This is a genomic window from Clostridium sp. AF35-15 (assembly GCF_003477745.1).
Classification (GTDB): domain Bacteria; phylum Bacillota; class Clostridia; order Lachnospirales; family Lachnospiraceae; genus Otoolea; species Otoolea fessa.
In genome coordinates this window covers 15,499-29,724 of sequence record NZ_QUDY01000011.1, presented here as the reverse complement: position 1 = coordinate 29,724, position 14,226 = coordinate 15,499, and the positions used below count along the sequence as shown (strand labels likewise).

The window sequence follows — 14,226 nt, the reverse complement described above, 5'->3', positions numbered from 1 at the left end:
AAGAAAAAAAGGAGGTATTTCATATGACTGAACTTCAGAACACACCGACCCCTCATATCGGGGCAAAGCAGGGCGAGATTGCGGAGACAATTCTACTTCCGGGCGATCCGCTGCGGGCAAAGTATATCGCAGAACATTTTCTGACGGATGCAAAACAGTTCAATACAACGAGAAATATGTACGGTTATACCGGCTATTATCAGGGCAAACGCGTGTCTGTCATGGGAACCGGCATGGGCTGTCCGTCGATGGGAATTTATTCGTATGAGCTGATTCATTTTTATGGATGCAAGAATCTGATCCGGATCGGAACAGCCGGTGCGCTGCGTCCGGAGGTAAAGGTGCGCGAGCTTATTTTTGCGATGGGCTCCTGTACGACATCCAACTATGTAAAACAGTTTTGCCTGCCGGGGGATTATTCCTGCGTGTGCAGCTATGAGCTGCTGGAAAAGGCGGTTGAGTCTGCGAAAAAGAGAAATTTAAAATATCATGTCGGTAATATTTTGTGTTCCGATATGTTCTACAATCCACCGCTTGAGCCGACCGGAACTACCTGGGCGCAGATGGGCGTGCTGGCAGTGGAGATGGAGTCGGCGGCACTTTACAGCAACGCTGCCTATGCGGGCGCAAATGCGATCTGTATCCTGACCGTATCGGATTCGGCAGTGACCGGAGAGGCGACGACGGCAGAAGAACGCGAGAAGACGTTTACCAATATGATGGAAGTGGCGCTGGATCTGGTGTAAGTGCTAAGCTGGTAAAATAAAAGTAGAATTTGAAGGTTACTGTTTATGGGTAGGCACTTTTGGAACCGAAAGTGCCGTAAGAAAACGTGGTGGCAGCAGGAAGAGAAAACAGGAGAGAACAATGATAGGAATTGCTCCACAGGAGTGGAAAACAGATCTTCCGGAGTTTTGTGAAAAAACGAGGGATTTTTATGCAGGAAAGATGGATAAGGGCTCATATAAGGGCTTTTCAGGACGTTACGGCAGTTATGCACAGAAAGGCGGCGCGGCGAGCATGCTGCGTCTGCGTATGACGGCAGGATGTGTGTCGAAGGAGAAGCTTGCATTTATCGCAAAGGCAATCCGTGCATATCAGGTAAATATGGTACATTTTACGACTTGTGAGAGCGTGCAGTTTCACAATCTGGATGAGAAATCAGTCTGTGAATTGATGGAGCAGGCACTCGATGCCGGGATCGTGACGATGGGCGGCGGCGGGGATTTTCCGCGAAATGTGATGTGTTCTCCGCTTTCCGGCGTGGAAGAGGGCGAATATTTCGACGTTATGCCGTGGGCGAAGGCGGCGGGAGAATATCTGATGACCTTTATCAATGCGGAAAAGATGCCGCGCAAGCTCAAGGTCTGTTTCTCTAATTCACCGGCGAATGTGACGCACGCGACCTACCGCGATCTGGGATTTGCGGCTTGTCCGGACGGAACGTTTGATGTATACAGTGCAGGCGGCCTGGGAAACAATCCGCAGTTTGGCGTTAAAGTTGCCGAGGGCGTTGCGCCGGAGAAGATTCTTTATTACATTAAGGCGATGTGGCTGACATTCCGGGCATATGGCAATTACGAAAACCGCGGAAAAGCGCGTACCCGGTATATGCAGGAAGCACTCGGCGGAGCGGAAAATTACCGGAAGGCGTATCAGGAGAAACTTCAGGAGGTACTGACATCCGGGGAGCAGCTGGATCTTTCCCGCGAGGAAGTGATGGCAGCGGCAGGAATAAAAGAAAAGCAGAGCAAAACAGGCGATGGAAGCAGCGCGTCGGGAGAACGTGTGCTGGAGCAGAAACAGCAGGGACTTTATACGGTTATCTGGCATCCGATTGGCGGACAGCCGCGCCCGGAGACGCTGGCAGCCCTGGGAGAACTGATGCAGACGATTGACGGCACAGAGCTTCGCCTGGCACCGGATGAAACTGCGTACATCATTAATTTGACCGGAGCAGAAGCAGAGAAGATTCTGGAGGCGACGAAGGAGACGGCTCAGACAAAGTTTGAGACATCGGTAAGCTGTATCGGTGCGTCGATCTGTCAGGTTGGTGCACGCGATTCGCAGGCTCTGTTACAGGCGTGTGTAAAGGCGGTCGGGGAGGCACAGATCCCGGACGGCGCACTTCCGCAGATTCATATTTCCGGATGTCCGTCCTCCTGCGGTACCCACCAGACCGGACTGATGGGATTCCGCGGCGGTGTGCGGATGGCAGATGGCAAGGCACAGCCGGCATTTGTATTTTATCTGGGCGGAAATGAGGTACAGGGAAAAGAGACGATGGGACGCGAGCTTGGCACGATGTTTGAGAGTGAGATTCCGTCGTTCTTAGTGAAACTAGGAAAAGAGATTGCGGCAAGGGGGCTTGATTTTGAGAGCTACCGGACGCAGTACCCGGATGGGATTGAGAAGGCTGCAGCGGAATACTTGGCTTAGAAGAACCTATTTTGAGTTAGAACATCGTTAAATCCGTGACAGACGTTATAAATTTGTCAAATGTCCGCGAGTGACATACAAATGTATTTTTCTTGCGGAAAAATGTTGATTTTTTGTTTGTTTTGTTATAGGATAGACAAGAATTACAGCGGCAGAGTGAAAACGTGTTGCAGAGCAGGAGCTTCCTATCCAAACTCCATCCTGCCATGAGAAGCTGAAAAAGCCGCTGTCAGAAGAGGAGAAAAACGATGAACATGGAAAAGAAATTACGTGTAGGCATTCTGGGAGCAACTGGTATGGTAGGTCAGCGTTTCATCACGCTTCTGGCAAATCATCCGTGGTATGAGATTACTGCGCTGGCAGCAAGCCCGCGTTCTGCAGGAAAAACATATGAGGAGGCAGTCGGCGGACGCTGGAAAATGCAGACCCCGATGCCGGAGTGTGTGAAGAAGATGGCCGTTATGAACGTAAACGAGATCGAGAAGGTAGCATCCGAAGTTGATTTCGTGTTCAGCGCCGTAGATATGACAAAAGAAGAGATCCGTGCGATTGAAGATGCGTATGCAAAGACAGAAACACCGGTTGTTTCTAACAACAGCGCACACCGCTGGACACCGGATGTTCCGATGGTAGTGCCGGAGATCAATCCGGAGCACTTTAAGGTGATTGAGTTCCAGAAAAAACGTCTGGGAACCAAGAGAGGCTTCGTAGCAGTAAAACCGAACTGTTCCATCCAGAGCTATGCACCGGTTCTGACTGCATGGAAGGAATTTGAGCCATATGAGGTAGTAGCTACGACGTATCAGGCAATCTCCGGAGCTGGCAAGACGTTCAAAGACTGGCCGGAGATGGAAGGCAACATCATCCCGTACATCGGCGGTGAGGAGGAGAAGAGCGAGCAGGAGCCGCTTCGTCTCTGGGGAGAGATCAAGGACGGCGAGATTGTGAAGGCATCCGAGCCAGTGATTACCTGCCAGTGCATCCGTGTACCGGTTCTGGACGGACATACAGCAGCCGTATTTGTAAAGTTCAGAAAGAAACCAACCAAAGAGCAGCTGATCGAGAAGCTGGTTAATTTCAAAGGACTTCCGCAGGAACTGGAGCTTCCGAGCGCACCGAAGCAGTTCATTCAGTATCTGGAAGAGGATAATCGTCCGCAGGTACAGCTGGATGTCAACTATGAGAAGGGCATGGGCGTATCTGTTGGCCGTCTGAGAGAAGACAAAGTTTACGATTGGAAGTTTGTAGGTCTCTCCCACAACACACTGCGCGGCGCAGCCGGCGGTGCGGTACTGTGTGCAGAGCTTCTGACCGCACAGGGATATATCCAGGCGAAATAAAGAAATCTGTTCAGAGAATCCGTGAAATAGAAAATTAAAACTGATAAAAGTAAGAACTGCCGCCCAGTGGCGGAGAGGCTGTTAAAAAAACGATGGCTGACTCTGTCCGGAACGGCAGTTTTTGTTTGTGCCATAGGAAACTTCGTCCTAAGACACAAAAAATGCTCCGCGTGATGCGTCAAGGAACATTCTTTTTTATCTGAAATGGAATCTTGGTAATTGTTCACAGGTGGGAATTTTCTGAACTGAAAATTCCGTAAGATACAGTTCTGGCTGCAGCTTTTGCCGATTTGGAATGTGAAGCATCGGCAAAAGCCTGTTACTGGGCACACATGTGTGAACAGTAACGAATCTTTAAATTTTTATAATGGGATTTGGAAAAAATGGGTGTGCATGAGGGGAAAAGTATTGTATACTTAATAAATCAGCTATTTATCTCAGTCGAGAAGACTCCCACCTCTTCAGGTGGTGAGTAATAGCAAATTTGTCTCAGTGGAAGCCTTGTTTCCGACTGAGATAAACGCTCCGCGAGGATGCACAGTGATTCTGATAGGAATATGTCAGCTTCGCTGACCAGAATCACGCGCCAAGTCTCACGGACGTTCGATTTGAAAAGGTAAATAGATTTAATCTGACATAGGTAAGCATAAAAAATGCGAAAAATATTTTTCGGATTCTAAAAATTAAGGGGGATTTGGCATGGTTGAGAAGACAATCTTTGGAACAATGGAAGATGGCAGAGAGGTCAGCCGTTATACATTGACGAATCAGAATGGAGTTTCTGCATCCTTTTTAGATCTGGGTGCAATCTGGTCCACGATGCTGGTGCCGGATCGGAACGGAGAGATGGCGGATGTCCTGCTGGGACATGAAACAGTAGCAGACTGCCTGGTAAGCGATGGGCATCTGGGCGAGTCTGTTGGACGAAATGCAAACCGGATTGGCGGCGCGGCGTTTACGTTAAATGATAAAAAATACGAATTGACGGCGAATGATGGTCCGAACAACCTGCACAGCGGCATGGATTTTTACCGGAACCGTATCTGGGCGGCAGAATATGAGACGGGCGTTAATCAGGTTTCGTTTACACTGGAAAGCTCGGACGGCGATCAGGGATATCCGGGAAATGCCTCGATCCGTGTGACCTACACGCTGACAGATGAAAATGAAGTAAAGATTCATTACGAGGGAACCTGCGATCAGGATACCATTTTTAATATGACAAACCACGCGTATTTCAATCTGGCAGGCCATGAGAGTGGTCCGGCGCTTTCGCAGATGGTTTACATTGACAGTGATGCGATCACGGCGGTAGACAAGGTGCTGATCCCGACCGGTGAGATCCGCAAGGTAATGGGGACTCCGATGGATTTCTCAGATTTCAAGCCGATCGGACGTGATATTGAAGCGGATTACGATCAGTTAAAACTGGGCGGCGGCTACGATCATAACTGGATTCTCAACCATGAGTCAGGCGTATTCAGTCTGGCGGCGGCTGCGATCGACGAGGAGAGCGGGCGCAAGATGGAGGTATACACCGATCTGCCGGGAGTTCAGTTCTACACGGGCAATTTCCTGGACGGACAGGTTCCGGGTAAGGGCGGCGTGAAGTATGTGAGACGCCAGGGATACTGCTTTGAGACGCAGTATTACCCGAACGCAGTCAACATGCCGGGATTTGCATCCCCGATCGTGAAAAAAGGCGAGAAATACGATACAACGACCAGTTACAAATTTATGACGGTTTAAATTTGTATTTGATTTGTGATCATTTTGACATAGGATAGAGATTGGCATGAGTGAGACAAACAACAAGGGAGTAAAAGTGCTGGCATCTGCCAGCCTTTTATTTGTAACAATTATCTGGGGCAGCGCGTTCGTTGTGATGAAAAATTCGATGGACGCGATCACACCTACATACCTTTTGGCGTACCGGTTTACGATCGCGGCGCTTGGGATGGCGGCTCTTTTCTGGAAACAGATCCGGGGAATGTCGATGCAGGAGTTTAAATGCGGCGCACTGGCGGGATTGTTTCTATTTATCAGTTATTATTTTCAGACGTATGGGCTGAAATACACGACCGCGAGTAAAAATGCGTTTATTACGACGTTGTATGTGGTGATCGTGCCGTTTCTGGCATGGGCGGTTAATCATGTGCGCCCGAAGGCAAATAACCTGGTCGCAGCGGGATTTGCTGTTGTGGGATTGGCTCTTTTATCGCTGAAAGGCGATCTGTCGGTCAATTTTGGTGATTTCCTGACGCTGGTGTGCGGCATCTGCTTTGCGGTTCATATGATTTTTCTGGATCGCTTCACGGCATACTGCACTCCGATCCGCCTGACGGTCATGCAGATGGGAACAGCGGCGGCGTGTTCGTGGGTGCTGGGGCTTCTCACGGAAGGAGCGTTCCATCCGAAAGTATTTACACTGCCGGGAGTAGCAGTTTCGATGCTGTATCTGGGACTCGCATCCAGCATGCTCTGTTTTCTGCTTCAGACAGTGGGGCAGAAATATCTGAGCGCCAGCACATCCTCGATTCTACTGTCGTTTGAATCGGTGTTTGGACTCCTGTTCTCTGTCTGGCTGCTGCATGAGGAGCTGACGGTGCGGATGCTAATTGGCTGTGCGCTGATGTTTGTGGCGGCGATTCTGGCGGAGTGGACGCCGAAGCGGAAAAGTAATTAGAGGAAATTAGGTTACTGTTCAGCAGGTCTGCGCATTTACTGCGCTGACCGTACGAAAACATGGGCCAGCAGGAAAAAATCCCATTGCCGTAGGCAATTTTTAATGGATTTTTGCGCGTGACTGTGAAGGTACTGAACAGTTACGAAATTAGTAAGATAGGAGCAGAACAACGTGGCAAAATCGTTATTTATAGCCGAGAAACCGAGCGTGGCGCGTGAGTTCGCAAATGCACTCAAGGTAAATGGGCGCTCGGCGGATGGCTATATTGAATCGGAAAATGCGGTTGTGACCTGGTGTGTTGGACATCTGGTCACGATGAGCTATCCGGAAGTATATGATATGAAATATAAGCGCTGGAGTCTGGAGACACTTCCATTTCTCCCGAAAGAATGGAAATATCAGGTTATCGACAGCGTGAAGAAACAGTTTGGAATCGTGAGCGGTCTCTTAAACCGGGCGGATGTAGATACAATCTACGTCTGTACCGACTCGGGACGGGAGGGAGAATATATCTACCGCCTCGTCGCGCAGATGGCTGGCGTGCAGGGCAAGAAACAGAAGCGCGTCTGGATCGATTCACAGACGGAGGAAGAGATTCTACGCGGCATCCGCGAAGCGAAGGATCTGTCCGAATACGATCATCTGGCGGATTCGGCATATCTGCGGGCAAAAGAAGATTATCTGATGGGAATTAACTTTTCCCGTGCACTGACGTTGAAATATGGACCATCTGTTTCTAACTATATGCGAAGTTCTGACCGGACCGTGATCTCAGTCGGACGCGTCATGACCTGTGTCCTCGGCATGGTAGTCCGCCGGGAGCGGGAAATACGGGAATTTGTCAAAACGCCATTTTACCGCGTGATCGGTACATTTGGACCGGCAGGTATCTCGATTGACGGTGAATGGCGGGCGGTGGAAGGAAGCCGTTACTATGGAACGCCGTGTCTGTATAAGGAAAATGGTTTTAAGGAGCGAAAGGACGCGGAGGCGCTGATTGCATGGCTGTGGGAACGCGAGAATGGAAACGAAAATTCGGGAGTCATGCAGTCAGAGGTCAGCGACGCAGAAAAAGCGGACGCGGGTTTAATGGGCGTATATAATACTTCGCAGGGAACCATTTTAAAAGTGGAAAAGAAAAAGGAAACCAAAAATCCACCTCTTCTCTATAACCTGGCGGAGCTCCAGAATGATTGTTCTAAAATGTTTAAAATCAGCCCGGATCAGACCCTGAAAGTGGTGCAGGAGCTGTACGAGCGAAAGCTGGTTACCTATCCGCGAACGGACGCGCGTGTGCTTTCAACGGCGGTGGCGAAGGAGATCAGCAAAAATATCGGCGGTCTGACGCATTATGAGCCGCTGGCGGCATTTGCATCGGAGGCGATGCAGGCAGGGCTGTGGAAGAACATAGCAAAAACGCGTTATGTCAATGATAAGCAGATTACCGATCACTACGCAATCATACCGACCGGACAGGGACTCGGCGCGCTGCGAAGTCTCTCGGAGTTGAACCGCAAGATTTACCAGGTGATTGTGCGCCGTTTCTTAAGCATCTTTTATCCGGCGGCGGTTTACCAGAAATATGCGGTTGAGATTGAGGTAAAAGGTGAACATTTCTTTGCCAGTTTTAAGGTATTGAAAGAAGCGGGATATCTCAAGGTGGCGGAAATTCCGAAAAAGAAAAAGGACACTGCCGGGGAAAGTGTCGGCAGAACGAACCGCCTTGAACCAGGTATAGATGGAAATGATGCGGAAAATCCGGCAAGAGAAGCAGATGGAACAGACAGCAGCCAGCCAAAGGTAATTGACGCGTCCCACCCAGAGTTTATCCAGATGCTGGAACAGCTCAAAAAGGGGATGAAAGTGTCACTGGATGATTTGCAGATCAAAGAGGGCGAGACATCTCCGCCGAAGCGTTATTCCTCCGGTTCGATGATTCTGGCGATGGAAAATGCCGGTCAGCTTATCGAAGACGAAGAGCTGCGCGCCCAGATCAAGGGCAGCGGCATCGGAACGAGTGCAACCCGCGCGGAGATCTTGAAAAAGTTGTTCAACATCAAATACATGGCGCTCAACGAAAAAACGCAGGTCATCACGCCGACCTATCTGGGAGAACTGATTTATGAGGTCGTACACACCTCCATGAAGCAGCTTCTCAACCCGGAGCTGACGGCAAGCTGGGAAAAAGGTCTGACCTATGTGGCAGAGGGCAGCATCACACCGGATGAATATATGCAGAAATTAGAGCGCTTCGTTATCGGACGCACCTACAATGCGGTTCATATGGGAAATACGTATGGGCTGCGGCCGGCATTTGATGCGGTTGCTGTGTTTTACCAAAATGCAGAGAAAGTGTCGCGAAGCAGAAGCGTAAAGAGTAGGGGAACTGCGAAGACTGCAAGAACAGTAAAAGCTGAAACTAGCTCTGAGACGACAAGTATTACATCCGGACAGGAACAAAGTAAGTGAAAGTAAACAATCTATTTATAATAATAGAAGAAATTGAATTTCAGGAAAGGCAATGATCATGAAAAAAGAAGAAATGAAAATCACAGAATTATATGATTTAACCCATACGCTGGCTTCAGATTATCTGAAACAGTTTACCTACCCGTGGGAGGCGCTGGCAGGTCTCAGTGATTTTATCATCGAATTGGGAAAGAGCCTGGATCCGGCAGAATATGAGAAACGTGGTGAAAACATCTGGGTTCACAAGACAGCGAAGGTATTTGACAGCGCCTATCTGCACGGACCGGTCATCGTCGGCAAAGACGCTGAGGTGCGCCACTGTGCATTCATCCGCGGCAGCGCCCTGATCGGAGAAGGTGCAGTAGTCGGAAACTCTACCGAGCTTAAAAACGTCATCCTGTTCGACAAAGTACAGGTACCGCATTATAATTACGTCGGAGACTCCATCTTAGGCTATAAATCCCACATGGGTGCCGGTTCCATCACCTCCAACGTAAAATCTGATAAACGCCTGGTGGAAATCCACGCCGAAGACGGCAAGATCGAAACCGGACGCAAAAAAATCGGCGCCATGCTCGGTGACAACGTAGAAGTAGGCTGCGGCTCTATCCTAAACCCGGGCAGCATCATCGGACGCGGCACCAACATCTATCCGCTTTCCAGCGTGCGCGGCGGGGTAGATGCAAACTCTATCTATAAGAAGCAGGGAGAAGTTGCTAAAAAGGAAGAGTCCTGTTTTGCGTCCGAATCACAAATACCTATTTTCACCGGTTCTCTACACTAAATGAAACACATCCACCAGCAAAATCTCCGCCAGTCCATAATAAGTCACAACCGCTACCAGATCATTCACCGTCGTGATAAGCGGACCAGACGCAACTGCCGGGTCAACCTTCAGCTTGTGAAACAGCATCGGCACCAGTACGCCGACCAGGCTGGAGATCACCATTGCGGTCAGAAGAGAGATGCCGACACAGCCGGAAAGTGCAAAAGAGAAGAAAAGACTCTTCTGCTTCATAATATGAACGAAAATGCCGATCACGACGAATGAAGCCGAACCGAGCAGCAGTCCATTTAAAAATCCGATTCGCATTTCCTTGAATACAAATCCCAGCTTCTGCATCGCGGAGATGTCCTCATCCATCAGGACACGGATGGTGACAGCCAGCGACTGGGTGCCGACATTGCCTGCCATGTCGAGGATCATCGACTGGAAGCAGATAAGAAGGGCGATACGGTCAACGATCGGTTCGAAAATACCGACTACCGAGGAAACGCCCATGCCGAGGAAGAGCAGCAGCACCAGCCACGGGAGGCGTTTTTTCAAACTCTGCAACAGTGGTTCGTGCAGATCCTCTTCCGAAGTAAGACCTGCCAGCTTTGCGTAGTCATCACCCATCTCGTCGTCGATCGCCTCGGCGATGTCCTCGTAAGTGATGGCACCGATGATCTTATGGTTCCGATCGAGTACTGGGATAGAATCCTCGCTGTAATCGATCAGCTCTTCCATACAATCCGAAGATCTCTCATCCGCGTACACATACGGATAAGAGGTACTGATAATGTCCTCCAGCTTCATGTACTCACGGGCAGTGATTAAATCTTTCAGCTCGATCGCACCGAAATAGCGTCCATTTTCGTCTTCGACGTAGATGGTGTCGATGTTGTCGTTGTCCTCCGCCTGGGAGATCAGATGGCGCATTGCCTGCTTGATCGTACAGTTATTGGGAATGACGATGTAGTTGGTCGTCATCCGGCTACCGATCTGTTCCTCATCGTAGGAAAAGATCAGGTGGATATCATCCTTAGATTCCTGATCCATGCGCGCGATCAGGGCTTCTTTTTCCTCTGGATCTAAATTTTCGAGGATATCGACCGCCTCATCGGCATCCATCTCTGCCAGAACGGCTGCCGCCCGGTCAAGTCCCAGCTCATGCAGATAAGGCGCCGGTTCATCGAGATAGGTGAAAATCTCTGCCGTCATTTCCAGAGAGAGAATATTGTAGAGGCGTTTCCGGGTCGCAGTGTCCAGTGTTTCCAGAACCTCGGCAATATCGTTTGCATGGTAATTGTCGAGGTCATCCCGGATCACGCTTGCCGGTTTTCCGCTGCGGATGATCGCGCGGATATTTTCTTCAAAATTAGCATTATGCTCTGCGGTTGCGGCGATCGGAGCCGTTTCCGGGGAGCTTGTTTTCTTTTCGTCCATTTCTGGAGTCTGATTCATATTTGGTTCCCTCGCTTTCTGTCGTTCTATTTAATGCCGTTTGGGACGTACAGGGCGAGCAGTGCGGGGATAAAAAAATCCACCGCCAGTCGGGAACAGGATGAAATGCCGCAGATGGCAGTTTCAAACCCGCGCCAGGGCGATGGACAAATATATATGAAAACCAATCGTGCCGGGAAACGTTCAGCACTGAATCACCAGCCTGTTAAAGCAGGCGGAAATGTGCTGCCAGACAGCCCGATTCACACTCAAAAAGACCCTGCGGCAGACCAACAGTCTGGTACGCATGGTTGGAATTCATAGTTTGATTTTGCCCATCGCGACGACTTCGCCCGTTGCTGTCACAACTGTCCATGTGGTTCTCCTTTCTGAATTTTTAAAAATTGCAGTTTTATTAAAGCACGGAATTTTGTGAAAGTCAAGCCGGATTTTCCAGCACCCGGATGCCTTTTAAGATAAAGTCCTCTGTCAAGATTGCCATCTGTTCTGTGGATTCCTTCATGCCGCTTTCGATCCAGTACTGAACGGTACCGACACAGCCGGAAACGATAAAGGCGGAAAATGCCGCGAGCGTATCCGGATCGCTGGAACATTTGAGATCCAGCCAGCCTTTTAAACATTTATCGCTGACAATGCGTTTCAGGCGGTTGACAAAATTCAGATCACCGTTTTCTCCTATTAAGATAGAAACAATCTCTGCATTTTCCTGTACAAGAGGAAATAGTTCTGAGAGTGCGAGGGAAGGGCGCGCTACCAGTTCGGGAACGGGATGGTGCGTCAGGACAGACTCAACCTCCTCGATCAGCTCATTTTTGATCTGATCCATCAGGTCAAAGACATCTTTATAATGAAGATAAAAGGTGCCGCGGTTGATGTCAGCCATCTCGGCGAGTTCGCGTACCGTGATATCCTGAATTTTTTTTTCTTTGAGGAGGCGGGTTAAGCATTCTTTTAACTGGCGTCTCGTCTTTCGTACACGCCGGTCGAGTATTTCTTCTTTCATAGTGACTTCCTTTCTGAACGTTTCCAGACAGGGAAACGCCGTATGACTGTGTATCGGAGGCTGTGGATGAAGGGAGTGTTAAAAATAAGTAAAAATGGGCACACCAGATACAAAAAACAAACATAATGTGATGAAATGTTGATTAAAATACAACTGACGTAAAAATGATTATTGTATTCATTCGAACAACTTAGTATAATGCATTATAGTTCAAAAATGAACAAATGTCAATTAAACAGACATGAGTTGTATATGCTCTATTTTAGATGTAACTGTTCACTGCGAAGAAGTCTTTTGTATGGAACGTTTCACAGACGGCAGGAGTGGCTGACAATCGGGAAAGGAACGGCTATGAGAACCTGCAGCATATGCGAAAGCAAAAGGAAATAGATACGAAGGTGGAATCTGGTATGAAAAATTTTGTCATTACAATCGGAAGAGAGTTTGGAAGCGGCGGCCATAATCTGGGGCAGTCTCTGGCAAAGGAACTGGGAATTCCCTGTTATGACCGCCATCTGATAGAGGAAGCAGCGGTGTGCGGCGGATTTAAGATGGAGGAACTGGAAGAGGCGGACGAGATGAAGGCGAACCGTTTTCTTTTTAAGGTTCCGGCCAAGTGCAATCCGTTTACCGGTTATGGAAAGCCGATGAATGATACCTTGTTTGTCGTGCAGTCCCAGTTGATCCGGGAGTATGCGAAGAAAGGTCCATGCATCATCGTGGGACGCTGCGCTGACAAGATCCTGGAGGAGACAGAAGGGCTTATTTCTCTATTTATATATGCTCCGATGGAGGCGCGCGTGAAGGAGATTATGCGGCGTTACGAGACAGATGAAAAAGAAGCTGAATACCTGATCAAACAAGCGGATAAAATACGGAAAAATTATTATAATTTTTATGCAAAAAAGACATGGGCGGATAAAGCAAGTTATGATATGCTGATTGACAGCAGCCGGATCTCGGAAAAGGAGCTGGCGGCGATGCTCCGGGCACTTTTAACGGCACGGGGGGTGGAACTGGAAACAGATGGATCCGATCAATAAGCATAAAGAAGAGTGAGGACAGCGTATGAAGGACAGAAATTTGTGGATGAAGAAGGAAGAAAAGCGGACGGCGCCGGGGTTAAAAAGGGCGCTGAAAGCGGTTCTGGGACATAAGATAGTACGGCTGGCAGGAATCGCAGGAGTAAGTCTCCTTTTCTCAGCGTCTGCCGCTCAGACAGTGCTAGCGGATGATGCGGGTGTCTGGCAGCCGGTGGAGAATGGGTATTATCTGGTGGGAATGGACGGTTCTTACCTGACGGGCTGGCAGCAGATGGGTGGAAAATGGTACCTGCTCGGAGCAGACGGTTTGATGAAAACGGGCTGGGAGCAGGAAAATGGAACCTGGTATTATCTGCAAGGGGACGGCGCGATGGCGACCGGCTGGCAGAATATCGACGGAAAATACTATTTCCTGAAAGACAGCGGCGCGATGGAGGGAACGACCTTCACAAAGGATGAGACGCAGTATACGATCAACGCGGACGGCAGCCTGGCGAACGCCAAAAAGAAGAAAAACACGGGCGGCGGCGCGTACACGCTGGCATTTCTGGATGGCGATACCCAGGCGATGGCGGACAGCTTAAATGAGTTGAAGGCGGACGCGTTTGACGGGGATGAGGAAGAAGATTACTACGACGATGACAAAAAAGATTACGATAAAGATGCCAGCTTTATTTTAAATGGAAAATTACAGCAGATCGCCGAACACCGTCTGGCGATGGCACGCAGTAAGGGCTATGGAAGCAGCCGGATCCCGGATGAAGGCACACTTGATGATTACCTCAAATCCATCGGGGAAAGCACTGCGAGACGTCATACGGAGATTTACCTCATCAACTGTGACGATGTGACGCAGGCAGAAGAAAAGCTTCTGCGTAATCACGACAGCGACGAGAAAAAGCGCGTGGACCGGGTGATTTATTATAAGGAAATGGGTGTTGCACATCAGCAGGTCGGCGATAAGCATTATTATATGATTATTTTGATGCGGTAAGGATCGCAATCATTGTATGACAGGA

At 49.2% G+C, this 14,226-nt stretch carries 12 protein-coding genes; 9 read left to right on the top strand and 3 right to left on the bottom strand.

Annotated features, from left to right (window positions below):
* Positions 1–23: 23 nt before the first annotated feature.
* From deoD to DWZ76_RS12040, 7 genes are all read left to right on the top strand, one after another.
* Entirely contained in the window at positions 24–746 is a 723-nt protein-coding gene (gene deoD / locus DWZ76_RS12070; protein WP_118472827.1) for a purine-nucleoside phosphorylase, read from the top strand.
* 121 nt (positions 747–867) lie between these two features.
* Positions 868–2,439: a nitrite/sulfite reductase gene (locus tag DWZ76_RS12065; RefSeq protein ID WP_118472826.1), complete on the top strand. Its 1,572-nt coding sequence runs from the start codon at positions 868–870 to the stop codon at positions 2,437–2,439.
* Positions 2,440–2,693: 254 nt separating this feature from the next.
* Positions 2,694–3,779, top strand: coding sequence for an aspartate-semialdehyde dehydrogenase (gene asd / locus DWZ76_RS12060; RefSeq protein ID WP_118468829.1), 1,086 nt, complete (start codon positions 2,694–2,696; stop codon positions 3,777–3,779).
* A 699-nt stretch (positions 3,780–4,478) separates the two neighbouring features.
* Complete coding sequence (locus DWZ76_RS12055) at positions 4,479–5,528, top strand: aldose epimerase family protein (RefSeq protein ID WP_118472825.1); 1,050 nt, start codon at positions 4,479–4,481, stop codon at positions 5,526–5,528.
* A 46-nt stretch (positions 5,529–5,574) separates the two neighbouring features.
* Positions 5,575–6,465 (top strand): DMT family transporter, encoded by an 891-nt coding sequence (locus tag DWZ76_RS12050; protein ID WP_118472824.1) that lies wholly within the window; start codon positions 5,575–5,577, stop codon positions 6,463–6,465.
* Between the two features lie 171 nt (positions 6,466–6,636).
* Entirely contained in the window at positions 6,637–8,934 is a 2,298-nt protein-coding gene (locus DWZ76_RS12045; protein ID WP_118472823.1) for a DNA topoisomerase, read from the top strand.
* 58 nt (positions 8,935–8,992) lie between these two features.
* Positions 8,993–9,718 carry a UDP-N-acetylglucosamine pyrophosphorylase gene (locus DWZ76_RS12040; protein ID WP_118472879.1) on the top strand — a complete coding sequence of 242 codons (726 nt, stop codon included), beginning with the start codon at positions 8,993–8,995 and terminating at the stop codon, positions 9,716–9,718.
* Here DWZ76_RS12040 and mgtE read toward each other — a convergent pair.
* The 3 genes from mgtE to DWZ76_RS12030 form a co-directional block, all read right to left on the bottom strand.
* Positions 9,710–11,161, bottom strand: coding sequence for a magnesium transporter (mgtE, locus tag DWZ76_RS12035; protein ID WP_243017832.1), 1,452 nt, complete (start codon positions 11,159–11,161; stop codon positions 9,710–9,712). The genes DWZ76_RS12040 and mgtE overlap by 9 nt on opposite strands.
* Before the next feature lie 205 nt (positions 11,162–11,366).
* Complete coding sequence (locus DWZ76_RS15090) at positions 11,367–11,516, bottom strand: hypothetical protein (RefSeq protein WP_022358426.1); 150 nt, start codon at positions 11,514–11,516, stop codon at positions 11,367–11,369.
* Positions 11,517–11,579: 63 nt separating this feature from the next.
* Positions 11,580–12,164, bottom strand: coding sequence for a TetR/AcrR family transcriptional regulator (locus tag DWZ76_RS12030; RefSeq protein ID WP_107000022.1), 585 nt, complete (start codon positions 12,162–12,164; stop codon positions 11,580–11,582).
* 410 nt (positions 12,165–12,574) lie between these two features.
* Here DWZ76_RS12030 and DWZ76_RS12025 point away from each other — a divergent pair, with 410 nt between their 5' ends.
* Positions 12,575–13,207, top strand: a complete 633-nt coding sequence (locus DWZ76_RS12025; RefSeq protein WP_117795649.1) for a cytidylate kinase-like family protein — start codon at positions 12,575–12,577, stop codon at positions 13,205–13,207.
* Between the two features lie 25 nt (positions 13,208–13,232).
* Positions 13,233–14,201, top strand: a complete 969-nt coding sequence (locus DWZ76_RS12020; RefSeq protein WP_243017831.1) for a cell surface protein — start codon at positions 13,233–13,235, stop codon at positions 14,199–14,201.
* Positions 14,202–14,226: the final 25 nt, after the last annotated feature.

Excerpts from the sequence above, each read along its gene's own strand:
- deoD (WP_118472827.1), top strand. The coding sequence starts at position 24 with ATGACTGAACTTCAGAACACACCGACCCCTCATATCGGGGCAAAGCAG.
- DWZ76_RS12030 (WP_107000022.1), bottom strand. The coding sequence starts at position 12,164 with ATGAAAGAAGAAATACTCGACCGGCGTGTACGAAAGACGAGACGCCAG.
- DWZ76_RS12040 (WP_118472879.1), top strand. The coding sequence starts at position 8,993 with ATGAAAAAAGAAGAAATGAAAATCACAGAATTATATGATTTAACCCAT.
- mgtE (WP_243017832.1), bottom strand. The coding sequence starts at position 11,161 with ATGAATCAGACTCCAGAAATGGACGAAAAGAAAACAAGCTCCCCGGAA.
- DWZ76_RS15090 (WP_022358426.1), bottom strand. The coding sequence starts at position 11,516 with ATGGACAGTTGTGACAGCAACGGGCGAAGTCGTCGCGATGGGCAAAAT.
- DWZ76_RS12050 (WP_118472824.1), top strand. The coding sequence starts at position 5,575 with ATGAGTGAGACAAACAACAAGGGAGTAAAAGTGCTGGCATCTGCCAGC.
- DWZ76_RS12065 (WP_118472826.1), top strand. The coding sequence starts at position 868 with ATGATAGGAATTGCTCCACAGGAGTGGAAAACAGATCTTCCGGAGTTT.
- DWZ76_RS12025 (WP_117795649.1), top strand. The coding sequence starts at position 12,575 with ATGAAAAATTTTGTCATTACAATCGGAAGAGAGTTTGGAAGCGGCGGC.
- asd (WP_118468829.1), top strand. The coding sequence starts at position 2,694 with ATGGAAAAGAAATTACGTGTAGGCATTCTGGGAGCAACTGGTATGGTA.
- DWZ76_RS12055 (WP_118472825.1), top strand. The coding sequence starts at position 4,479 with ATGGTTGAGAAGACAATCTTTGGAACAATGGAAGATGGCAGAGAGGTC.
- DWZ76_RS12020 (WP_243017831.1), top strand. The coding sequence starts at position 13,233 with ATGAAGGACAGAAATTTGTGGATGAAGAAGGAAGAAAAGCGGACGGCG.